Here is a 21,972-nt window from a genome sequence, read left to right as displayed (position 1 = left end):
TTATCCCTTTAAATATTTATCTATTAATCTATAAAGCTCTTTTGCAATTTGTGGATCTATTTTTTTAATCTTTTTTTCACATAAAGCAATTTTTTCTTCTTTTATCCTCTTTGCACCATCTAAACCTAAAAGCTTTATAAAAGAATTTTTATGCGTATCATTATTTGTAGGTTTTCCTGCTTCATTTGTATCTAAAGTCGCATCAATAATATCATCTTTGATTTGAAATATAAGCCCGATTAAAATCCCTATTTCATAAATTTCTTCACATTCTTTTGTTTTAAATTCGCAAATTATCGCACCCATTTTCAAACTACTAGCAATCAATCTAGCAGTTTTATGAATATGTAAAAATTCAACCTCATCTAAGGCTAAATTTTTATCCTCAAAATAGCAGTCAATAGCCTGCCCTATAATCATTCCATTAAGTCCGGCATTAAAAGCTAAAGTTTCTATTAATTTTAGCTTGATTTTATCTTTTAAATCAAGCTTTGAAAGTAGTAAAAAGGCTTCAGTATTTAAAGCGTCTCCTACTAAAATAGCTGTTGTTTCATCATATTTTTTATGTAAAGTTTGCTTACCTCTACGCAAAGAAGCATTATCCATAGCAGGCAAATCATCGTGTATTAAAGAATAAGTATGAATAAATTCTATAGCTAAGGCTACATCTAAAGCTTTATCAAGCAAAATCGGATTTTTAGCATTGACTATATTTAAAAGAAGTTGTGCTCTAAAATGTTTTCCGCCTGCTTTTAGTATCCATATTAAAGCTTCGTTAAAAAATGGATGAAAACTTTGAATTTGCGGACAATTTTGCTCTAAATGCTCGTTGAATTTAGCAAGTATCATTTATTAAGCCTTATGAAAAAATCAAAATATCCTTTTTTTATTTGTTCTAAATTATTATTTTGTGCTGAGGGCATATTGGTAGCTTTCCTTGAAACTAAGATATCAAAAGAATTAGCTTGCATTAAAAAACGCTGGAATTCGTCCATATTTTGCATTTTTTGGTTATTAACCCTTAGTATTTTATCTCCCACTAAAAAGCCTGCCATTTGTGCTTTTGAGTTAGGAGTTACTTCTATGACATTCATTTTAGTATCTATACGAAAGCCAAAATTACTATAAAAAGAAGTTGGCTTTGCAGGAGCGACTTTTTTTGGCTTTGCTTGTATTGGTAATTCTTTATCAAACACCATAGTAGAAATATTTAAATCCTCATTATCTCTTAAGATATGAAAATACAAAGTGCTTCCGCGATCAGCAAATAAAATTTTTTCATTGAGTTTTCTTATGCTATCGTATGTTTGTCCATCAACTGCAATCAACTCATCATCTAGTAAAAATTGACCATTTTTGCGGACTTTTTTGACATAAATTTTTCCATCACGCATTTGAAAATCTACCCCTACATCGCCCCAATAAACATCAGAATACTTCATAAAATGCTTTAAATAGCGATTGCCTATTAATTTACCATTATCTAAAGCTATGCCTAGCATTTTACAACACGGCGAATTTAACTCTCCTATTTTAGTTTCAAAATCAAGCTGATCTCCTTCAGTTAAATTTTGACCAAAATACTTCAAATGGCCTATATAGCTTCTATTATCATCTAAAATACCCACCCAACTACTACGTGTAAGCTCTTCTTCATTACCCATAGGTGCAGGTATTAAACTAAAATCTGTTCTTACTAAATATAAATTTAAAAATGGATCGTATTTTGTGTATTTGTTTAATTTTCCATCTTTTGTTTTTACCACAGCTAAGGTATCTTCATTTAATGCAAAAGCAGGCAAGCCCTCATAAATTAGCATACTAGCTTTATTTTTTTGATAACACCCTAAAAAATCATTAAAACTTGGTCTTGGAATAGCAAATAAAATTCCAACTAAAGTTAAAATACATACTATAATCTTCATATCGCTCCCATTCGACTAAATAAATTGCTAGCCATTGACTTTTTATTTTGCTCTACCATTTTAAGCACATCATTAATCGCAGAAATTAATAAAATTTGCATAGATTCTTTATCATCAAATAAAGAATCATCTATGCTAATATCGATAATTTCTCCTTTTCCATTTGCACTTACCTTTACAAGCCCTCCACCACTTTTTGCATTAAATTCTTTTTTCAAAGCCTCTTGTTCTAATTCATTTGCCTTTTCTTGAGCCTTAGTTAAAAGCTCTCCCATTTTTGAAAAATCCATATTTTCAAACATTTACTTTCCTTCTTTTAATATCTTTAAAACTACATCTTTATCATTAAAAGGATATTTAATTCCTTTAATCTCCTGATAATCCTCATCACCTTTTCCTAAAATCACTACAAATTCATCATTTTGTTGCAATCTTAAAGCCTCCTTAATAGCTTGTTTTCTATCGCATTCTACATAAACATTTTCATCTTTTTTTATACCGCTTAAAATATCATTTATGATATCCATAGCTTCCTCAAAACGAGGATTATCGCTAGTGATGATGAGTTTTTTAGCATAGTGTTTTGCTATTTTTGCCATTAATGGACGCTTGCTTTTATCTCTATTTCCACCTGCTCCAAAAACTACGATTAAATCTTTATATTTTAAAGCATCAAGCACTTTTTCTATACCATCTGGAGTATGTGCAAAATCAACTATCACGTTTTTAGCTACAACTTGCATTCTACCTTCGATACCACCAAAATTACTAATAGCTTTTTGAAGTTCATTTAAATTTGGTTTTACAAGTTCATTTACACAAGCACTAGCTGCTAAAAGATTATAAAGATTAAAAAGCCCTACTAAAGGAGAATCTATCAAAAAATTTTCTTTACCAAAATTCACCACAGCTTCTATACCATACTTTAAAGCATAAGCTTTTATATGGTAAAAACTTGGATTTTCTATCCCGTAAGTGAAAGCATTTTTGACATTAAATTTAATTGCCTTTGCGTCTTTGTTTATAAATTTCATACTCTCATCGGTAAAAAAACTTTCCTTAGCTTTTTGATAATTTTCAAAAGTTTTGTGAAAATCTAAATGATCTTGAGTAAGATTAGTAAAAATTTTAGCTTTAAATTTAAGCCCTTCAATGCGGTTTTGCACAAGAGCGTGAGAGCTAACCTCCATTACAAGAAAATCACATTTTTCTTTACTTGCTAAAGCTAAAAATTCTAAAGTCTGTAAAATAGGGGTAGTAGTTAAGCCCTTTTGATAAATTTTTTTATCATTTATAAAGCTTCCTCTAGTTCCCATCAAAGCACATTTATACCCCAAATCAAGCAAGATAGAATAAACCGCCCCCGCAGTAGTTGTCTTGCCATTTGTGCCACTTATGCCGATGAGTTTGATATTTTCATCTATATTTAAAAGCTTTTTGCACTCTTGTATATTGATAATTTTTGCTTGTTTTTCTAAAGCTTCTTGGGTAAATTTTTCATTTTGCGTAGTTTTTAAAAAATAACACTCGCACTCGCATTCATTAGAATTATCCGTGATAAAAGTATCATTTACTTTGACTATCACAACAAACCTTTTAATTTTTCACTAAGTTTTATAAAACGATAATTAGAATAAAAATGCGGTGATATATCCTCCATATAAGCTACTAACATATCTTTGTATCCGTATTCTAATAGTTTTTCTAAAAAATCCACAAAATCTTCTTTATCATCTATAATGAGTTTATTAGAGATTATAACATTTTCTAAGGCTTGCTTAAATCCCACTTCCTTTTCGCTTAGTAAAAAATCTTGGTAACTTAAGCCCTCAAAATCCTCGCTATTTTCTTTAAACTGCACACTTTGGCTTAAATTTATGAGCTTTTCTAAATCTGTGTCTATTTTTGTATTTTTATAATTTTGCAAGAAAAATTCAAAAAATACAAAAGCCTCTTCTGGGCTTTGTAATGCTAAATCGCAAATATTTATAAAAGTAAGTAGTCTTTTATTTTTTCTTTTTCTATACGCTAAAGAAAAATACGCTTTAGCATTTTTAAAGTCTTTATTATAAAAGCATTCTATGGCTATTTTTTTATAATTTTGCAAATTCGCTTTCTCCGCCTGTTAAATTTATGATACTTATATCTGGGTGTATATCGATTTTTAATTGTTTTTCTAAGTTGTATTTTAAAGTAGTTCCACTAGATGGACAACCATTACAAGCACCTGTTAATTTCACATAAACTACGCCATTTTTAACACCTAAAAAATCCAGCCCTCCGCCATCATTTTCTAAAATATACATAGTTTTTGCTAAACTCGCTTTCACAGGTTCTATTAATTCCTCATCACTAAAAGGCATATTCATAAAAATTTTCCTTTTATTTTTATTTTATCTTATTTGGCTTTAAAAAATGTAAATTATTGTTTATTTTTAACTTAGCTTTTCTTTAATTTTTATTTTTTTTACTATACAATCTTGGCAAAATTATAGGATATTTTATGCAAAAAAGCACACAAATTCAAGGTTTTGAAAAATCAAAACTCATCATCATACTAGCATTTTTATCAGCCATAGCTCCTTTATCAACAGATATGTATTTACCTGCTTTAAATGAAGTAGAAAAAAGCTTTCAAACAAATTCTTTTTATACTCAATTATCCTTAGCAAGTTTTTTCATAGCTTTTGCCTTAGGTCAGCTTTTTTATGGGCCATTAAGCGATGTTTTTGGTAGAAAAAAGCCTTTGTATATAGGACTTTTTTTATTTATCTTTTCAAGTATAGCTTGTGTGCTAGTAGATTCTATCCATATTTTTATAGCTTTGCGTTTTTTTGAAGCCTTAGGTGGGTGCGTTGGCGTAGTTATCGCAAGGGCTATAGTAAATGATTTATTTGAACTCAAAGAAGCAGCTGGAATTTATGCTTTGATAATGGTTTTTACCTCTTTAGCACCTATGCTTTCACCAACTTTTGGCGGAATTTTATTACAATTTTTTTCGTGGAGAAGTATATTTTTTACTCTTTTTATTTTGGGATTTGTATTATTTTTGCTAGTGATTTTTGTTTTAAAAGAAAGCAATCACAACATTCAAGGCAAAAAATTCAATCACAAAGAAATTTTAAAAAACTACAAAATCACCTTAAAAGATCGTCGCTTTAATGTATATTTGCTTTGTGGAAATTTGATTTTTGCTGGATTTTTTGCGTATTTGACAGGCTCGTCTTTTGTTTTTACAAGAGTTTTTGAACTTAGCGAACAACAATACGCTGGACTTTTTGGAATTCACGCTTTAAGCTTTTTAATATCTGCTAAAATCAATGCAAAAATGGCACTTAAATACTCACCTTATTACATACTTCCTAGAGCTTTAATAACCATTACTTTTTTGACATTTTTACTCATCATAGGGGCTACTTTTGATTTAGGATTTTTTGTTTTTGAATTTATTTTGATTTTTACTATTGCTTGCTTAGGATTTATCTTGCCAAACACCACTACCTTAGCAATGTCAAGGTCAAAGCAAAATGCAGGAAGTGCGTCAGCTCTTTTAGGCTCAACTCAATTTGCAATGGCAGGGATAATGGCTTTTATAGTGAGTGTTTTAAATGCAAATACGCCTATTTTGCTAGCTGTGATTTTAGGAATTTGTATTTTTTTAGCTTTGATTTCTTATCTTAGTTTGATTAATAAAAGAAAATTAAATAAATTGATAAAAAAAATTAAGCGTGAAAATCACGCTTAAATAAGCAATATTTTTGAAAAGATTCATTAGCATATCGCACTTTTTTGAAAAAACTTTATATAGCGGTGATTTTAATTTAAAAGCATAAAATAAATTAAAATTTTATTTTATTTTGACGATTTGATTTTTGCTACCCACTTCTAAGGCAAAAGAAGTGAGTTAGCAATAGATTGAAGGTCAAGGTTATCAAGTATTACAAGATTACCTAAATAACCTTGTAAAGCTTGAAATCAAGGCTTTAAGCCTTGATTATTGTTTTAATTGAAGTAAAGTATTTAAAAGCTGATCACTTGTAGTGATTGTTTTAGAGCTTGCTTGATACCCTCTTTGTATAACGATAAGTTGAGTCAAAGAACGACTTAAATCCACATTTGACATTTCTATCGCAGAAGATCTTAAGCCTCCTTTACCACCCTCACCAGCGTGCCCTATAGTTGCTGTGCCTGAATTTGCCGTAGCTTTGAAAAGATTGCTTCCCATTTCCTCAAGCCCCATATTATTTGGAAAAGTAGCAAGTGCTACCTTAGCTAAGGCTAGGGTTTTGCCATTAGTAAATTCTCCATACACATAACCATTTTCATCAGTTCTTAAAGCATCAGGTTTTAAATTTCCTCCTGTATAGCCGTCTGTTTCTTGCTTAGTCGTAGCAGAGTCTTTATCATAACTTGTCAAGCCATCAAAAGCCCCAGTTGTTCCAAAGTCAAGTTTTACTACTTGATTTGGTTTTGAGCCGTTATTTCCTGTGAAATTTAACACATTTGGAGTATAACTTAAAAGCGAGCCATCATTACCAAATCTTAAATTCCCTACTACTATATTTCCTGGTGCGCCATCGCCAGCAAAATTAATCTGTGCAGGTTCAGGCACTGATATGATGATAGACCATTCAGCTCCGCCATCGGCTGTTTTTGATTGTTTGGTAAATTGCACGGTTAATTCGTGCTTACTTCCTAGCGAATCAAAGATCTCTATACTAGCAGTGTGAGCTGAAAGATACATATCTTGAGAAAGTTTCTCACCATTTCCTTTGTTAAAATTTCCATCAAAAGCACTAAACATAGCGGTAAATTTATCATTAGTGGCGATTTTATTTGCTTCATTAGAATAGCCAGTAACCTTAAAAGTCATATCTTTAGCATTATTTCCATCAGGGTTTATTATCTTAAATCTACCATCTTTTTCTACCGTTACTTTTACATTAACATTTGCATCTGGTCCTGCAGTGCCTGGTCCTCCTGGAGGAGCACCTGGAGTAACTTGATCTAACCTTCCATTGCCATCATAATCTACACCCCATCTAGCATCTCTTTGCAAAAGCTCTCTTAAATCTTCAGTAGTATGAAAAGTCCTTTGTCCATCTAATGTAGGCATATTCGTATTCGCAGGAGGGATAACTGCTGGATCTGGATCTGGTCCTATATCTACATTATTAGAACTATAAATATATTCGTGAGCCGTAACAACTTGAACATCTCTAACAGGACGTAAATTACCACCAGGACCAGTAGTTGTTCCAAGCCACGCACCAAATCGTCTTCCCTTTGTTGGATCACCAACTAAAGAAGCCCCTGGATTTGCAGGATCAATCCTTGCTCTTGTTCTAACTTGTGCTCCAGCAGTATTAGCGTCATTCACTCTTATATCAATATTTTTAGTTTTAGCTGTAGTTCCCGTGCTATTATCATTTGTAAAGGTCATCTTTCCATCTACTATAGAAGCTGTTACTCCTGTCTCACTTTTTTTAGCATTGATAGCATTGATAAAAGTATCTCTTCCTACACCAGTAGCTTGAATTCTAGTTCCATTTATCGTGATATCTAAAACAGCTTCTTGTTTAGTTCCATCAGGATTTGTAAAGCCCCAAAAAGTATATTGAGTATTTGGTTGCCATTTAGCAGTTTCATCAGGTAAATCACCATTCATCACAACATTAGAAGTATGTTTAGCATCAGCATAGCTCACCCACATACCTTGCCCTTCTCGTAAATTTAAGCCCTCACCTTGAGCATTAAACACTACGCCCATATCTACACCCTTTTCAGTAACTTGTGCTCCTGTTTTAGCTGAAGTGTAAAATTCTGTATGACCTGCGTCATTTTCATTTATAGGCGTGCCTGTGTCTTCTCTTCGTCCGTGAGTTGAGTCAAGTGCAAAGATAGGGCGTTTGGCTGAAGCATTTGCACCTAAGGTGTTACCGCTATCAAGATTTGCTGTGAGTTTTACTGCGGTGCTAGCTCTTGCAGGCATACTCATACCAGGTGGTATCACTATATCTTCAACCGACTTAGAAGAATCAATCTGACCTGTTTCTTGATTATAATTCCAACCTTGCACTGTGTAGCCGTTATTATCTACGAAATTTCCTATAGCATCAGTCTTAAAGTCTCCTGCACGAGTGAAAAATTGCGTTACGCCGCCGTCATTTGACACGACGAAAAATCCATCTCCATTGATAGCTAAATCGGTATTTTTGCCTGTAGTTTGGATATTTCCTTGAGAGTGAATTCTGGTAGTAGAACTTACGTTTGTCCCTAATCCTACTTGCATAGGGTTTTTACCGCCTAAATTTCCTTCTGGAGCGGTGGCTATCTTTGAAGTTTGACTCATAAGCGTAGAAAAATCCGCACGAGAGTATTTAAAGCCGAAGGTATTGACATTTGCTATGTTGTTACCCTCTACGTCCATAGCGTATTGATGTGCTTGAAGCCCTGAAACTCCAGCCCATAAAGACCTCATCATATTAAATCCTTTAAAAAATATTGCTTTTGTGAAATATCACAAGTTTATTACTTTGTAAATGCTTTTGCTTTTGGCTTGGCTTTTGGCTTTGGCTTTGGCTTAAATCAACCCGACTCGGTTTTCAGCTTTGGCTTTCAACCTTCGGCTTAAATCAATCAAGCTTTCGACTTTCAACCCGACCTTGGCTCGACCCTAACTCAGCTTAACTTAACCCGACCCGACTTTCGACTTAAATCAACCTCAACTCGACCCGACTTTCGACCCGACTTTCGACCCGACTTTCGACCCGACCTCGGCTCGACTTAACCTTGGCTCAACCCGACTTTCGGCTTTGCTTTCGGCTCGGCTTTGACTTAATCTTGGCTCAGCTTAACTCAACTCGACTTTCAACCTAAATCAACCCGACTCAGCTCGACGCTAATTCAGCTTAACTTAGCTCGACCCGACTTTCGGCTTTGCTTTGGCTTTGGCTTTGACTTAATCTTGGCTCAACCTAACTCGACTCAACCTAACTCAACCCGGCTTTTGACTCGACCCGACTCAACCCGACCCGACCTAAATCAACCCGACTTTCGGCTTTGCTTTGGCTTTCAACCCGACCTAAATCAACCCGACTCAGCTTAACCCAGCCCAACTCAGCTCGACTCTAAATCAGCTTAACTTAACCCGAATCAATCCGACTCAACCTAAATCAACCTAAATCAACCTAAATCAACCTAAATCAACCCAACTCAGCTTAACCCAACCCGAATCAATCCGATCCGACTTAACCTTGGCTCAATCTAACTCAGCTTAACCCAGCCCAACTCAGCTCGACTCGACTTTCGGCTTTCAACCCAACTTTCGACTTTAGCTTTGCTTTGGCTTTTGGCTTAAATCAACCTAAATCAACCTAAATCAACCTAAATCAACCTAAATCAACCCAACTCAGCTCGACTTTCGGCTTTCGACTTAAATCAATCAAGCTTTCGGCTTTGCTTTCGGCTTAAATCAATCTAACTCGACTCAACCTAAATCAATCCGACTCGACCTTAGCTCGACTCAACCTCGCCTTGGCTTTGACTCAGCAAAATTACTTTACACTTTGATAAACTTGCTTTATTGCCTAGCAAACTTAAAGCAATAAATGTTCCAAAAATGTAATAAAATATTAAATTATGTATTATATAAAATATAAAGTTTTTTCAAAAAAGTGCGATATGGTTAGTGAATCTTTTCAAAAATATTGCTTAATTAAGCGTGAGAAATCACGCTTAACTTTTTTATACCTTAAATTTTTATACTTTCAAAGATAAAATCTTATTTAGTTTCAAATTTTATAGATGTGATACCTTTGCTTAGTTTGAATTTTAGTTGTTTGTAAATCAGTAAATAAAAGAAGTTTAGCCTTAAAAAAGGCTAAAAATTAAGCTACAAACTCGATAAATGCCATTTCAGCAGCATCACCGCGACGAGTTCTAGTTTTGATGATTCTTGTGTAGCCACCATTTCTATCAGTATATTTTGGTGCTATTTCTGTTACAAGTTTGTTAGTAGCTTCTTTGTCTTGCAAACTAGCAAACACAACTCTGTGTGCATTAAAGTCGCCTTTTCTTGCACGAGTGATTAATCTTTCGACATAGCCTCTTAATTCTTTTGCTTTAGGCAATGTCGTTTCTATTTTACCAGCTTTAATAATAGCAATGGTAAGGTTTTTTAATAAAGCAGCACGATGAGTTGAAGTGCGTCCTAATTTCCTATATCCGTGTCTATGTCTCATTGATTATCCTTCATTTTGTGCTTTTAATTCTATAATTTTCGTTTTTAGCGTTTCTTTTGCACTATTATTGAGATTTGTGCTTCCTATAGGAAAACCTATAGATTCCATAACACTTTTAATCTCATCAAGAGATTTTTTTCCTAAATTTTTTAAATCTGCAAGCTCGCCAGCACTCATTAAAGCAAGCTCACCTATATAAACTATATTTGCTTTTTCTAAGCAATTGTAACTTCTAGCACTTAAATTTAAATCAGTAATATTTTGAAGTAATTTTACGTGCTCCACTTCACTTGATGAAGACTGGCTTGATACTATGCTTTTTGCACTAGCTATTTTATCAAATACTGATAACTGCTTATACATAGCCTCTAAAGCATTTTTAAAAGCGTCGCTTGGAGAAATTTGCCCATCGGTTGTGATTGTAAAAACAACTTTCTCATAATCAGGATTGTCTTCAAAAAGCACTTTTTCCACATCATAAACTGCGTGTCTTACAGGTGTGAAAAATGCATCAAGTGCTATAAATTCAGGCTCTAAGAAATTTTGAACCTCTTCAGAAGGAACATATCCTATGCCTTTTTCTATGATTAAAGTAAATTCTAAATCAGCATCTTCATTAATAGTCGCAAGATAGCTATCTAAATTTACTACTTCAACGATGTCATTACTTAAATCTTTGCCAAAAATTTCTTTTGGTCCCTTAAAATTAAAAGTAACGATCTCTTTTTTAGAGTCTGTTTTTAATTTAAATCTTAATTTTTTTAGATTGATAATAAATAGTGCTACGTCTTCTAGCATTCCACGCATACTATCAAATTCATGCGATACGCCTTTAATCTTTACACCAGTTGGTGCATAGCCTATGGTGCTAGAATAAAGTAAGCGACGTAAAGGGTGTGCTAAAGTGATAGCATAGCCTATTTCAAAAGGCCACGCACTTACTTTTGCAACCGTATCACTGATATTTTCAATACTAAACTCTGTTGGTGTGTAAGCAGAAGTTGTAATATGTCTCATATCAAATACCTTTATTATTTAGAGTACAACTCAACGATAAATCTTTCCTCAACTGGAATGATCACTTCTTCTCTCTCAGGCTTTCTTGTAAAAATTCCAAATCTCTTATCTTTTTCTACATCAACCCAAGCAACTATACCGGTTTGAGCTGTAAGCTCGATAGCTCTTGTAATTTGAGGATTATTTTTGCTTTTTTCTATCACCTCAATTTTTTGACCTGCTTCAACTCTATAACTTGGTATATCAACCCTCTTGCCATTTACCAAAATATGTCCGTGGGTTACAAGTTGTCTTGCAAAACGACGAGTTGTAGCAAATCCCATTCTATAAACAACATTATCAAGTCTTTGCTCTAAAAGCTGAATCAAAAGCGCACCTGTATTGCCGTCTTTTCTTGCAGCTTCAGCAAATAATCTTCTAAATTGTTTTTCACTAACTCCATACATAAATTTAGCTTTTTGTTTTTCTCTTAACTGGAGTCCATATTCGCTAATTTTTGCTTTTCTTTGTCCGTGCTGACCTGGTGCATAAGGGCGTTTGTCTAAAGCACTTTTACCTGCTAGTCTTCTTTCGCCTTTCATTGCTAAGCTTACACCAAGTCGTCTTTCTAATTTTTCTACTGGTCCTCTATATCTTGCCATAATATTCTCCTAAAATCTTCTATACTTATTCTTAGACACGACGACGTTTTGGTGGTCTGCAACCATTATGAGCCAATGGAGTTATATCTTTTAAGAAAGTTACTTTAATACCTTCCATAGCTCCTACACTTTTTACCGCTGTCTCGCGACCACTTCCTGGTCCTTGAACTTTAATACCTACTTCTTTGATTCCGTGCTCTTTTGCTTTGTTTAAAGCGTCCTCAACCGCTTGCTGTGCTGCATAAGGAGTTGATTTTTTAGAACCTTTAAATCCTAATCCACCTGCACTACTCCAAGCTATGGCATTTCCCATTTCATCTGTAATTGTTACCATAGTATTGTTAAAAGTTGCACTGATATATACTATACCTTTTGCAATATTTTTTTTAATTACTTTTTTCTTAACTACTTTTCTTTTTGCCATTTTTTATCCTTATGATTTTGCACCAACGGTTTTTCTCTTACCTTTTCTTGTCCTAGCATTTGTTTTAGTCTTTTGCCCACGAACTGGTAAGCCTTTTCTGTGTCTTAAACCCCTAAAGCTTCCTAAATCCATCAATGCTTTGATATCCATAGCAACTTGTTTTCTAAGATCACCCTCAACCATATAATTTTCTTGAATTTCTTTACGAATAGCAGCAGCTTCATCTTCACTCAACTCATGAACTCTCTTATCATAAGAAATTCCAGTTTTGTCTAAGATTTTTCTTGAAGTATGTAAGCCTATACCATATATGTAAGTCAAGCCATATTCAATTCTTTTTTTCTTTGGTAAATCCACACCTGCAATACGAGCCATAAATTATCCTTGTCTTTGTTTGTGTTTTGGATTTTCGCAAATAATGCGAACTACGCCTTTACGACGAACTACTTTGCATTTGTCGCACATCTTTTTAACAGATGGTCTAACTTTCATGCCTTACTCCTGTATTATAAATTCCACTTGCTTTTTACAACTGCACCTAGGTTTTAAGCTAACCAACTATTTTCAAAATAAGTGGTGATTTTGAAAATACTTCTCTATACAGTTTGATTGCAATTTCTGCAAAAGTGCTAATGGTAACTTAATTTTCCTTTTAAATAACTTAGACTATTTATATCTAAAAGTTATACGACCTTTATCAAGGCTATAAGGTGTAAGCTCCACTTTAACTCTATCGCCAGGCATTATCCTTATATAATGCATACGCATTTTACCAGCGATATGACAAAGTATTACGTGTTTATTGTCTAATTCGACTTTAAAAGTCGCATTTGGTAAAGCTTCAATCACATTACCATCTATCTCAATAACATCATCTTTTGCCAATGTTTTACCCTCCTTTCAAAAAATAAAAGCCCGAATTTTAGCATATTTATTCTTTTTATATTTTTAATACTTAATAAACGTAGTGGATAAAGAATTTATAAAATATTTTTACTTTGATAAGATATCTGCTTTACCATTAATGACTGCAACACAATGTTCATAATGTGCGGTATTTAAACCATCTTTGCTTCCTGCTTCCCAATCTCCTTTTAGATGAATTGGGGTGCCGTCTTTTTGGCATATCATAGGTTCAATACAAAATACCATTCCATTTTTTATTTTAGGGCCACTTTTTACACTAGCTCCATTTTCAAGATAGTTTGGAATTTCAGGCTCTGCGTGAGGTTTTCTACCTATACCATGGCCGCAATATCCTTTTAATGGGACAAAGCCTCTTTTAGTGATAAACTCACCAAGTGCGTAAGAGAGTTCTTTAAAACGCATACCCTCTGTGATAATATCGATTGCATAATATAAAGCATCTTTTGCACAAGCTATTAAAGCTTCATCTGTAGCTGAAATTTTACCTATAGGGATAGTTCTTGCAGCATCTCCATAAAAACCATCTACGCAAGTTCCTACATCAAGACCTAAGATATCGCCTTCTTTTAAAATTCTATCATCTCCTATACCATGGATACAAGCTTGATTTAAGGAAATGCAAATTGTTCCTGGAAAACCATATAAGCCTTTAAATGAAGGTCTAGCTCCATACTTTAATATAAATTCATCTGCTTTTTGATCAATATATTTTAAACTCATTCCAGGCTCTATAATACTCTCTAAATAATCCAAAGTCCTAGCAACAAGCTCATTTGCTACGCGAAGTTTTTCTATTTCAACAGGTTTTTTAATCTCTATCATAAATCATTCCTAGTTTTTTCTAAAATTTAACATTAATAGACTTTTAAAAAAATTAAGAAAAATCTTAGAAAATTTAAGTTTAACAAACACTGCTAAGATTAGTAGCTAAACCACCAAGAGAAGTTTCTTTGTATTTTGAATTCATATCTTTACCAGTTTCATACATAGTTTTAATGACCTCATCAAGACTTACTTTAGGTGTAGATTTTCTACTCATTGCCATTCTAGCAGCTGATATAGCTTTAATAGCTCCAAAAGCATTTCTTTCTATACAAGGAATTTGCACTAAACCACCGACTGGATCGCACGTTAAACCTAAATGGTGCTCCATAGCTATTTCTGCGGCATTGCAAGATACATTCGCATTATAACCCATAGTCGTAGCCATAGCTCCTGCTGCCATAGAACTAGCACTTCCAATCTCTGCTTGACATCCAGCTTCAGCTCCACTTATACTCGCATTTTTTTTATAAAAAGACCCTATTAACATAGCAGTTAATAAAAAATTTATAGCTTTTTCGTCATTAAAACCTACGGTGTGATTTTTTAGATACAACATTACAGCAGGAACTACCGCACACGCACCATTTGTAGGTGCAGTTACCACTCTAGCACCGCTTGCATTTTCCTCTGCAATTGCTATAGCATACAAAGAAATAAAATCAATAATCCCTAAAGGATCGCTAGTCATAGCTAAACGCTCATTAAGTCCTTTAGCACGACGCTTTAAACGTAAATTTCCAGGAAGATAATCTGAATTTGGATGGATACCATTATAATAAACCTCTTGCATAACTTCCCAAATTTCTAAACAATATGCTCTAATTTCTTCTTTAGTGTGAAATTGTAACTCATATTCATAAGAAAGCTTTGCTAAATCCCACGATCTTTCTTCGCAAATTTTTAAAGCATCATTAGCGTTATTAATGTCTAATTCTAATTTAGTATGTTTTTGCTTGCACATTCCGTTTTTATATTTTAAAAGCTCATTTTCACTCATAACAAAACCGCCACCTATTGAGTAATAAGTTTCTTCAATGATAAGCTCATTGTTTTCATCATAAGCACCAATTTTCAAACCATTTTCGTGCAAAGATAAAAATGATTTTTCAAAAATTAAATCTTTATCATAGTCAAAATCAAGATCTTTTTGAGCATTTAAAGTTAAAATTTTATTTTGTAAAATTTTATTAAATATGCGATCTTGTAAAGCGGCATTTAGTTCTTTAGCTTTTAAACCACTCAATCCCCATATAACAGCTTTATCACTTAAATGCCCTTTACCAGTTAATGATAAAGAGCCATAAAGTTTAATTTGAATTTTTGTAATTTGTGTGATTTTATCTTTAATTTTTTCACAAAACATATTTCCAGCCAACATTGGTCCTAAAGTATGAGAAGAAGAAGGACCGACACCTACTTTAAATATACTTAAATTACTACTCATTTAGCTAAACCTCAAAAAGTAAAAATTACGGTAATGATAGTTAAAATTCCTGTTATAAATACAAAAGCGTCTAAAGCTTTATTTTGGAATTTTTTCATTTTAGAAATAGTGTAAATTGCAATCATTGGCATTATAAATAGTATTGCAGCTATAATTGGACCTCCAAGATTTTCTATAAAACCTAGTATGCTTGGATTTACATAAGCAACTATTAACATTACAATATACATAGTCAAAGTTGAACAAATCGCAATTAATTTTAAATTAGGATTTTCATTTCCTGTTAATTTGCAACATTTTCTAACTATACCATAAGCACCTTCTCTAGCACCAAAATAATGTCCAAAAAATGAGCTTGAAATTGCCAAAAATGCAATCAATGGCCCACCATAAGAAATAAAAGGATTATCAAGTTTATTAGCAAAATAAGAAAGCACAGGTATATTTTGAGATCTTGCATCGGCTAATTCTGCTGGTGTTAAAGAAAGCACGCAAGAAATTACAAAAAACATTACAAAAGCAAGTAACATTGTAGAAGTTCTAAATAAAATTTGATTTGCTTTTAATACTGAATTTTCAGCATAATGCCTTTTAATACTTAAAGAAAAAGTAGAAATGGCTGGAGAGTGATTAAAAGAAAATACTAAAACAGGTAAAGTAAGCCACACTATAGTAATAAAATCTTTAGTTTGTGGTATAGCACTAAAACTTTCAAAAGACCATTGTGGGATAAGATATAAAGAAAATAAAAATAAAATAGCACACAAAGGATAAACAAGCCATTCGCAAACTTTAGTAATTAAATCTTCATTAAAAAGCATAATAAGCATAAAAATACTCACTAAAACAAAAGCAAAAGCTGCTCTATAAAATGGTAAAAGATTTGCTACCTCTTTGCCAGATTCTGCTATATGTGTTTCATACATTAAATAAATAGTATTTGCTAATGAACCTTCAGCGTCTAATAATGGTAAAAATTGATTATAAACAAAACTTTCAAAAGTATTTGTTATACCTACACAATATGCTAAACAAATTGGAAAAATAGCAAAAAAATAAAGTATAGAAATAAAAATACTAATTTTTCTACCAAAATACTCTTCAGCTGCGTGGGTAATGTCTTTATCTTGTCCATTAGCTTGACAAACAAAACGACTCAAAGCCCTATGACTTAAATACACCATAGGAAAAATAATCAAAGCCATTACAATAACTGGCCAAAATCCACCAACACCTGCTTTAATAGGTAAAAATAAAATTCCTGCACCAACTGCGGTTCCAAAAAGAGAAAGCATCCAACGAGTATCAAAAGAATTCCATTTAAGCTTATCCACATTTTCTCCTTAATAAAAAATAATAAAAAAAGCTTTTTAGATAAAAAAACTTTTTGTATTATTTAAATATGTAATTTAAAATTGATAAATTTTATTTTACTAAAAATACAAATTCATTCAAATATTTTTCGCTACTATATATAGAAAAAGATTAATTTTTCTTAAATATATAATAATAATTTATTAAAAAAAATAATAAAAAAAAATTTTTATTACTTTTTTTTAAATTTATTTAAGCATAGCAATTATTGACAATATCTTAATCAAATAAATTTTTTTCAAAGCATTTTAGTGCAAAGCTTTTTCTATGCAAAGGGGAATAACCATATATTTTAATTTTTTCTATATGAATTTTAGTGCCATAGCCTTTATGTTTATGAAATTCATATTTTTCATAAATAGTAGGCAAATAACACATTTTTATATCACGGCTTACCTTAGCTAAAATACTAGCAGCTGAAACTTCTTGAATTTTAGCGTCTGCTTTTATCATAGTTTTTATACCAGATACTCCATAATTTAAATTTCCATCATATAAAATTTCATCTTTATTAAAGTGATTTTGTATAATTTCTAATGCGAGTTTTAAACACTTACTAAGTCCTAAAGTGTCAATTTGAAAAGGAGAAAACGCAAGTATTAAAAAATTCGAATTTTTTAAAATCTTTTCGTATAGTCTTTGTCTTTGTTGATTGTTTAATTTTTTAGAATCTGCTAAGCCATCTATGTTTTTTAAAAGCTTACAAGCTCCAATATGCATATCTCCAGCTAAAGCTCCACGTCCTGCCTCATCAACTCCAACTAATGCCATTTTACCTCAACATCTTAGTATTTTTATCAAATTTAAATATAACAATCCTTGGTAAATTCTACCAAGGAATTAAATTATCCTAAAAATTCACGTTTGAAGTATTCTTTTGGAGCTTTACACAAAGGACAGGCTGCAGGTGCTTTCTTGCCTCTGTGAATATGACCACAAACTTCACAAACCCATAAATCTTCAGTTTCAGAATTAAAAAAGTCCTCTTCTTCTAACATTTTTTTAAGTGCTAAATATTCTCTTTCGTGTTCAATTTCAACTTTACCAATAGCAGTAAATAATCTTGCTATATTTTTCTTTCCTTCATCTTCAGCAATTTGTGCAAAATTTGGATACATAATAGTATGTTCATAATTTTCACCATCAGCAGCACAAAGTAAATTTTTCGCAGTTTCTTCTAAAGCTTTACCATCTACTAATTCGTGATAAGCTTTAAATTCAGCTCTTGCGTGCCATTTTTCATTTTCAGCAGCTTCTCTAAAATGTTTTGCAATAGCGTGCCACCCCTCTTCTTGCGCTATATCAGCAAATAAATCATATTTATTTCTAGCCATTGATTCACCAGCAAAAGCTTTCATTAAATTTACTGCGGTTAAATCCTTTGTTATACATTCCATATCTTGATTACAGCAACTTAACTTACCACCACCGACATTTTGAACCTCAACTTCATTGCCACATTTTTGGCACTTATACATTTCATATTGTTTCATTATATTCTCCTAGAATTAAATTTTTAGGTATAAGAAAATTTACCCAAATTTAGATTGTATCAAAAATTTAGGTAATTAAATTTTAGTATTTTAAGAAATATTCTTGAATTTTTTGAGGATCATTTGTTTTTGTCAAAGCAAGCATTAACAAAACTCTAGCTTTTTGCGGATTCATATCGCCTGTATCAATAAAACCAAGTCGTGCATCTGCTTCACTTACAACTACTCTACCAGCTACCACGCGAGAACTTACAGCAACATTTAATCCTTTTTTAATGAGCTCTTTTAAAACATCTTTTTGATAATAATGAATACTACCTGCACCAGTGCCAGCTACTACTATACCTTTAGTTCCATTATCAAATAAAGCCTTAGCTGCAACAGCACTACCATCATTTGCATAACTATAAAGGATATCCACTTTTGGCAACTCTTTTAATTTACTTACATCAAATGGGGATTTCTTAGTATGTAATTTTGTATTAGTATTATAAAAAAATACCTTTCCATCTACAATATAGCCCATATCGCCCATATCAGGTGAGCTAAACGCATCAACATTTAAGCTATGGGTTTTTACAACACCTCTTGCACTTTGAATTTTATCATCTATAGCTACCATTACACCTTTGTCTTTAGCTTTTGGATCTGCGGCTAATGCTACTGCATTATAAAGATTTTTAGGGCCATCAGCACTTATTGCAGTTGATGGACGCATAGCACCTACTAATACAACTGGCTTGTCGCTTTTTATCGTTAAATTCAAAAAATAAGCCGTTTCTTCCATTGTATCTGTGCCGTGAGTGATAACAACTCCATCAATGTCAGATTTTAACAATTTATTTACTTCTTTAGCTAATTTTAGCCAAATTTCATCTGTCATATCTTTGCTATCGATATTTGCAATTTGCTCACCGCTAATTACTGCTAAATCTTGAATTTCAGGCACAGCTTTGATTAAAGTATCTACACCTAAAACACCAGCTGTATAACCTGTAGTAGCTACAGCATTATTAATTGATCCGGCTATAGTGCCACCGGTAGCTAAAATCGCAATTTTTGGTTTTGCTTCCAAAATTCCAGCTCCTAAACTAAGTGCCATTGCAGCACATATTAGCATTCTTTTCATTGTTAATCCTTTCGTATAAAATGATAAGGATTATAATGCACATAAGTTTAAATTAAAATAAACAATAAATAAAAATATAAAAAATATTAAATAATAATCAAATCAACCATAATTTTGCAATATTTTTTAATTTTTTCTCATCACTTGATGCAAAAAAAGAAAGTTTGGTATTTTTATATTTTTTTCTTAAATTATATTCTTGCTCAATTTGCAAAGCTATAGCTTCTCCTGAATGAATTAACTTGGTATTATCTCCAAAATACTTTTGTAAAGATGATGAAATTAATGGAAAATGAGTGCAAGCTAAAATTAAAGCATCTGGCGTATAAGCAAGATCATTAAAATAATATTTAAAAGCTGATTCTAAAAAATATCCTTGAAAAATACCCTCTTCTACCATTGGAACAAAAAGTCCAGTAGCTTTTTCCTCGATATTTAAAAAGCCTTCTTTATGCAAACCTTTTTGATATTTATGAGAATCCGCAGTAGCTCTTGTAGCAATAACTAAAATCTTTGATTTTTTATCTAATAAAGTATTTTTTACTGCCATAATTCCCGCATCAATCACGCCTAAAACTGGAAAATTTGCATTTGCTCTTAAAATTTCTAAAGCATAAGCACTAACGGTGTTGCAAGCAATAATAAGCATATCAACTTGTTTTGTTTTAAAAAATTCTAAAGCCTCTAAAGAAAATTTTATGATAGTGTCTTTATCCTTAACACCATATGGAACTCTAGCAGTATCTCCATAATAAATACATTCTTTAAAAAAATTTGTTTGTAATAATGGTTTTAAGACACTAAGCCCGCCAACACCACTATCAAAAATTCCTAATTTCATCACTCAAAATAAGAAAGTAGAAAACTACTTTCTTACAAGCCCACTGCGCTTAAAGTTTGATATTTATTCATATAAATTTGAGCCTCAATCTTTCGCATAGTATCAAGGGCAACTTGAACAACAATCAAAACAGAAGTTCCACCAAAATAAAAAGGCACACCAAATAATTTTACTATTAGCCAAGGTAAAGTTGATACAAGTCCTAAATAAATAGAACCTGAAAGAGTTAATCTTGAGGCAATTTCATTTAAATAATTTGCCGTCCCCTCACCTGGTCTAATTCCTGGTATAAAACCACCCTGCCTTTTAAGATTTTCAGCTATATCCTTTGCATTAAATACAATTGATGCATAAAAATACGCAAAGAAAATAACAAGTAAAAATGTTAAAATATGAAAGAAAAGCCCATTAGGACTTAAAAAATCATAAATTTTTAATACATATTCATTGGTGCTTGTTTGTAAAATAGTGCTTGGAAACATCAAAATAGCACTAGCAAAAATCGGAGGAATTACCCCACTTAAATTAATTTTAATAGGAATATAATTCATAATACGCTTATTTTGATTTTGCATAATAACTTTTCTAGAATAAGAAATAGGAATTCTTCTTTCTCCAAGTTCTACAACGATAATAGCCCAAATAGTAAGTAAAATTACCGCCAAAATAGCAATGATAGTCAAGAAATTCATCTCACCTGTATTAACCAAATTTATCGTTCCGCTAATTGCACTAGGAATAGAAGAAACAATACCACTAAATATAATCAATGAGATACCATTTCCAATTCCACGTTGTGTAATTTGCTCACCAATCCACATCAAAAGCATAGTGCCTGCCAACATAGATACCGCAGATAATGCGATAAAAATATTCATATCAATCATAATAGCTGATTGTCCAGTATTTCCATGAAGGCTTTGTAAGCCTATAGATACTCCAATACTTTGGATTAAAGTAATAACTATAGTAGCATAACGAATGATTTGCATATATTTTTGCATACCATCACGTTCTTTTTTCATTTTGCTTATATTAGGAAAAGTAGCAGCTAAAAGCTCCATAATAATAGAAGCAGTAATATATGGCATAATGCCTAGAGAGATAATGCTAAGTCTCTCAGCAGCACCTCCACTAAACATATTAAACAAGCCTAATGCATTAGATGCATTAGAATCAAAAAATTCCTTGATAACATTGACATTTACTCCAGGAACTGGCACATAAGCTAAAATTCTATAAGCAAATAAAAAAGCTAATGTGATGAGAATTTTATTTGTCAATGTTTTATTCATTATTTTTGTCCGCTAAAAATGATCTTTTCATCTTTTATTTTACTCGCAAGATCTTTTGCACTTGCACCAATAAGCTTCACTTTGTTTATATTTTTTGAAATTTTATGAACACTATTGATAGTTTCAAAAGTTATCTCGCTAAGATTTTTTATAGCTGTAATTTTTTCTACATTAATCACATAAGGTTTTTCAAATTTAGAAGTAAAACCAACTTTTGGTAATCTTCTTTGAAGTGGTTGCTGACCACCTTCAAAACCTCTTTTTTCATTATAACCTTTTCTAGCAGTTTGACCTTTTCCACCTTTAGTAGAAGTTTTACCCATACCGCTACCTTGACCACGACCTATTCTTTTAATTTTATGTGTTGAACCTGGTGCTTTTGTTAAATTCATTG

General features: G+C 32.2%; 24 protein-coding genes. 1 reads left to right on the top strand and 23 read right to left on the bottom strand.

Annotated elements, in window-relative coordinates:
* Genes QZ429_RS00430 through QZ429_RS00405 form a run of 6 tightly spaced genes read right to left on the bottom strand, consistent with a single transcriptional unit; the run spans position 1 to position 4,288 of the window.
* A complete protein-coding gene (locus tag QZ429_RS00430) occupies positions 1 to 849 on the bottom strand; it encodes a polyprenyl synthetase family protein (RefSeq protein WP_291949394.1) in 849 nt (282 codons plus the stop codon).
* The gene (locus tag QZ429_RS00425) at positions 846 to 1,925 is read right to left on the bottom strand and encodes a PDZ domain-containing protein (protein ID WP_291949391.1); all 1,080 of its coding nucleotides are present in this window, start codon (positions 1,923 to 1,925) and stop codon (positions 846 to 848) included. Before QZ429_RS00425 ends, QZ429_RS00430 begins: the two co-directional genes overlap by 4 nt.
* On the bottom strand, positions 1,922 to 2,227 hold the full coding sequence (locus QZ429_RS00420) for a YbaB/EbfC family nucleoid-associated protein (RefSeq protein WP_291949388.1): 306 nt from the start codon (positions 2,225 to 2,227) through the stop codon (positions 1,922 to 1,924). The genes QZ429_RS00425 and QZ429_RS00420 overlap by 4 nt, the downstream gene beginning before the upstream one ends.
* Positions 2,228 to 3,511: a UDP-N-acetylmuramoyl-L-alanyl-D-glutamate--2,6-diaminopimelate ligase gene (locus tag QZ429_RS00415; protein WP_291949385.1), complete on the bottom strand. Its 1,284-nt coding sequence runs from the start codon at positions 3,509 to 3,511 to the stop codon at positions 2,228 to 2,230.
* Entirely contained in the window at positions 3,508 to 4,032 is a 525-nt protein-coding gene (locus QZ429_RS00410) for a histidine kinase (RefSeq protein ID WP_291949382.1), read from the bottom strand. Before QZ429_RS00410 ends, QZ429_RS00415 begins: the two co-directional genes overlap by 4 nt.
* Positions 4,019 to 4,288 (bottom strand): NifU family protein, encoded by a 270-nt coding sequence (locus QZ429_RS00405; RefSeq protein WP_291949426.1) that lies wholly within the window; start codon positions 4,286 to 4,288, stop codon positions 4,019 to 4,021. The genes QZ429_RS00410 and QZ429_RS00405 overlap by 14 nt, the downstream gene beginning before the upstream one ends.
* Positions 4,289 to 4,428: 140 nt before the next feature.
* Between QZ429_RS00405 and QZ429_RS00400 the strand changes: the two genes are divergently transcribed.
* Complete coding sequence (locus QZ429_RS00400; protein ID WP_291949379.1) at positions 4,429 to 5,670, top strand: multidrug effflux MFS transporter; 1,242 nt, start codon at positions 4,429 to 4,431, stop codon at positions 5,668 to 5,670.
* A 249-nt stretch (positions 5,671 to 5,919) separates the two neighbouring features.
* On the opposite strand, the gene flgE is transcribed toward QZ429_RS00400, so the two are convergent.
* The 17 genes from flgE to rplO form a co-directional block, all read right to left on the bottom strand.
* Positions 5,920 to 8,409 (bottom strand): flagellar hook protein FlgE, encoded by a 2,490-nt coding sequence (flgE, locus tag QZ429_RS00395; protein ID WP_291949376.1) that lies wholly within the window; start codon positions 8,407 to 8,409, stop codon positions 5,920 to 5,922.
* A gap of 1,405 nt (positions 8,410 to 9,814) precedes the next feature.
* Positions 9,815 to 10,168, bottom strand: coding sequence for a 50S ribosomal protein L17 (gene rplQ / locus QZ429_RS00390; RefSeq protein WP_126418509.1), 354 nt, complete (start codon positions 10,166 to 10,168; stop codon positions 9,815 to 9,817).
* Positions 10,169 to 10,171: 3 nt separating this feature from the next.
* The gene (locus QZ429_RS00385) at positions 10,172 to 11,185 is read right to left on the bottom strand and encodes a DNA-directed RNA polymerase subunit alpha (protein WP_291949367.1); all 1,014 of its coding nucleotides are present in this window, start codon (positions 11,183 to 11,185) and stop codon (positions 10,172 to 10,174) included.
* Positions 11,186 to 11,199: 14 nt separating this feature from the next.
* Positions 11,200 to 11,826, bottom strand: a complete 627-nt coding sequence (gene rpsD / locus QZ429_RS00380; protein WP_291949365.1) for a 30S ribosomal protein S4 — start codon at positions 11,824 to 11,826, stop codon at positions 11,200 to 11,202.
* Between the two features lie 31 nt (positions 11,827 to 11,857).
* A complete protein-coding gene (rpsK, locus tag QZ429_RS00375; RefSeq protein WP_291949362.1) occupies positions 11,858 to 12,250 on the bottom strand; it encodes a 30S ribosomal protein S11 in 393 nt (130 codons plus the stop codon).
* Between the two features lie 9 nt (positions 12,251 to 12,259).
* Positions 12,260 to 12,625: a 30S ribosomal protein S13 gene (gene rpsM / locus QZ429_RS00370; protein WP_012660843.1), complete on the bottom strand. Its 366-nt coding sequence runs from the start codon at positions 12,623 to 12,625 to the stop codon at positions 12,260 to 12,262.
* A gap of 3 nt (positions 12,626 to 12,628) precedes the next feature.
* Complete coding sequence (gene rpmJ, locus QZ429_RS00365; RefSeq protein WP_002781429.1) at positions 12,629 to 12,742, bottom strand: 50S ribosomal protein L36; 114 nt, start codon at positions 12,740 to 12,742, stop codon at positions 12,629 to 12,631.
* Positions 12,743 to 12,916: 174 nt separating this feature from the next.
* A complete protein-coding gene (gene infA / locus QZ429_RS00360; protein ID WP_044598130.1) occupies positions 12,917 to 13,135 on the bottom strand; it encodes a translation initiation factor IF-1 in 219 nt (72 codons plus the stop codon).
* Between the two features lie 108 nt (positions 13,136 to 13,243).
* Positions 13,244 to 13,999 carry a type I methionyl aminopeptidase gene (map, locus tag QZ429_RS00355; RefSeq protein ID WP_291947127.1) on the bottom strand — a complete coding sequence of 252 codons (756 nt, stop codon included), beginning with the start codon at positions 13,997 to 13,999 and terminating at the stop codon, positions 13,244 to 13,246.
* 79 nt (positions 14,000 to 14,078) lie between these two features.
* The gene (locus QZ429_RS00350; protein WP_291947124.1) at positions 14,079 to 15,446 is read right to left on the bottom strand and encodes an L-serine ammonia-lyase; all 1,368 of its coding nucleotides are present in this window, start codon (positions 15,444 to 15,446) and stop codon (positions 14,079 to 14,081) included.
* Between the two features lie 11 nt (positions 15,447 to 15,457).
* Positions 15,458 to 16,780 (bottom strand): aromatic amino acid transport family protein, encoded by a 1,323-nt coding sequence (locus QZ429_RS00345; RefSeq protein ID WP_291947121.1) that lies wholly within the window; start codon positions 16,778 to 16,780, stop codon positions 15,458 to 15,460.
* 259 nt (positions 16,781 to 17,039) lie between these two features.
* Positions 17,040 to 17,591 (bottom strand): ribonuclease HII, encoded by a 552-nt coding sequence (locus QZ429_RS00340; protein WP_291947118.1) that lies wholly within the window; start codon positions 17,589 to 17,591, stop codon positions 17,040 to 17,042.
* A gap of 74 nt (positions 17,592 to 17,665) precedes the next feature.
* The gene (locus tag QZ429_RS00335) at positions 17,666 to 18,313 is read right to left on the bottom strand and encodes a ferritin family protein (protein WP_291947115.1); all 648 of its coding nucleotides are present in this window, start codon (positions 18,311 to 18,313) and stop codon (positions 17,666 to 17,668) included.
* 82 nt (positions 18,314 to 18,395) lie between these two features.
* Positions 18,396 to 19,415, bottom strand: a complete 1,020-nt coding sequence (locus tag QZ429_RS00330) for a type II asparaginase (RefSeq protein ID WP_291949423.1) — start codon at positions 19,413 to 19,415, stop codon at positions 18,396 to 18,398.
* 124 nt (positions 19,416 to 19,539) lie between these two features.
* The gene (gene murI / locus QZ429_RS00325; protein ID WP_291947112.1) at positions 19,540 to 20,283 is read right to left on the bottom strand and encodes a glutamate racemase; all 744 of its coding nucleotides are present in this window, start codon (positions 20,281 to 20,283) and stop codon (positions 19,540 to 19,542) included.
* A gap of 32 nt (positions 20,284 to 20,315) precedes the next feature.
* On the bottom strand, positions 20,316 to 21,578 hold the full coding sequence (gene secY, locus QZ429_RS00320; RefSeq protein WP_291947109.1) for a preprotein translocase subunit SecY: 1,263 nt from the start codon (positions 21,576 to 21,578) through the stop codon (positions 20,316 to 20,318).
* Positions 21,578 to 21,970: a 50S ribosomal protein L15 gene (gene rplO, locus QZ429_RS00315; RefSeq protein WP_291947106.1), complete on the bottom strand. Its 393-nt coding sequence runs from the start codon at positions 21,968 to 21,970 to the stop codon at positions 21,578 to 21,580. Before rplO ends, secY begins: the two co-directional genes overlap by 1 nt.
* Positions 21,971 to 21,972 lie beyond the last annotated feature (2 nt).

The sequence above is a fragment of the Campylobacter sp. genome (assembly GCF_020024835.1).
Taxonomy (GTDB): Bacteria; Campylobacterota; Campylobacteria; order Campylobacterales; family Campylobacteraceae; genus Campylobacter_D.
The sequence above is the reverse complement of the archived record's forward strand: the minus strand, read 5'-3'. Positions and strand labels throughout refer to the sequence as shown.

Bases quoted from the DNA above. Each gene is read 5' to 3' on its own strand.
- rpsM (WP_012660843.1), bottom strand. From the start codon at position 12,625: ATGGCTCGTATTGCAGGTGTGGATTTACCAAAGAAAAAAAGAATTGAA.
- QZ429_RS00385 (WP_291949367.1), bottom strand. From the start codon at position 11,185: ATGAGACATATTACAACTTCTGCTTACACACCAACAGAGTTTAGTATT.
- map (WP_291947127.1), bottom strand. From the start codon at position 13,999: ATGATAGAGATTAAAAAACCTGTTGAAATAGAAAAACTTCGCGTAGCA.
- rpmJ (WP_002781429.1), bottom strand. From the start codon at position 12,742: ATGAAAGTTAGACCATCTGTTAAAAAGATGTGCGACAAATGCAAAGTA.
- murI (WP_291947112.1), bottom strand. From the start codon at position 20,283: ATGAAATTAGGAATTTTTGATAGTGGTGTTGGCGGGCTTAGTGTCTTA.
- QZ429_RS00335 (WP_291947115.1), bottom strand. From the start codon at position 18,313: ATGAAACAATATGAAATGTATAAGTGCCAAAAATGTGGCAATGAAGTT.
- QZ429_RS00400 (WP_291949379.1), top strand. From the start codon at position 4,429: ATGCAAAAAAGCACACAAATTCAAGGTTTTGAAAAATCAAAACTCATC.
- QZ429_RS00405 (WP_291949426.1), bottom strand. From the start codon at position 4,288: ATGCCTTTTAGTGATGAGGAATTAATAGAACCTGTGAAAGCGAGTTTA.
- rpsD (WP_291949365.1), bottom strand. From the start codon at position 11,826: ATGGCAAGATATAGAGGACCAGTAGAAAAATTAGAAAGACGACTTGGT.
- secY (WP_291947109.1), bottom strand. From the start codon at position 21,578: ATGAATAAAACATTGACAAATAAAATTCTCATCACATTAGCTTTTTTA.
- rpsK (WP_291949362.1), bottom strand. From the start codon at position 12,250: ATGGCAAAAAGAAAAGTAGTTAAGAAAAAAGTAATTAAAAAAAATATT.
- QZ429_RS00420 (WP_291949388.1), bottom strand. From the start codon at position 2,227: ATGTTTGAAAATATGGATTTTTCAAAAATGGGAGAGCTTTTAACTAAG.
- QZ429_RS00350 (WP_291947124.1), bottom strand. From the start codon at position 15,446: ATGAGTAGTAATTTAAGTATATTTAAAGTAGGTGTCGGTCCTTCTTCT.
- flgE (WP_291949376.1), bottom strand. From the start codon at position 8,409: ATGATGAGGTCTTTATGGGCTGGAGTTTCAGGGCTTCAAGCACATCAA.
- QZ429_RS00340 (WP_291947118.1), bottom strand. From the start codon at position 17,591: ATGGCATTAGTTGGAGTTGATGAGGCAGGACGTGGAGCTTTAGCTGGA.
- QZ429_RS00330 (WP_291949423.1), bottom strand. From the start codon at position 19,415: ATGGCACTTAGTTTAGGAGCTGGAATTTTGGAAGCAAAACCAAAAATT.
- rplO (WP_291947106.1), bottom strand. From the start codon at position 21,970: ATGAATTTAACAAAAGCACCAGGTTCAACACATAAAATTAAAAGAATA.
- rplQ (WP_126418509.1), bottom strand. From the start codon at position 10,168: ATGAGACATAGACACGGATATAGGAAATTAGGACGCACTTCAACTCAT.
- QZ429_RS00425 (WP_291949391.1), bottom strand. From the start codon at position 1,925: ATGAAGATTATAGTATGTATTTTAACTTTAGTTGGAATTTTATTTGCT.
- QZ429_RS00430 (WP_291949394.1), bottom strand. From the start codon at position 849: ATGATACTTGCTAAATTCAACGAGCATTTAGAGCAAAATTGTCCGCAA.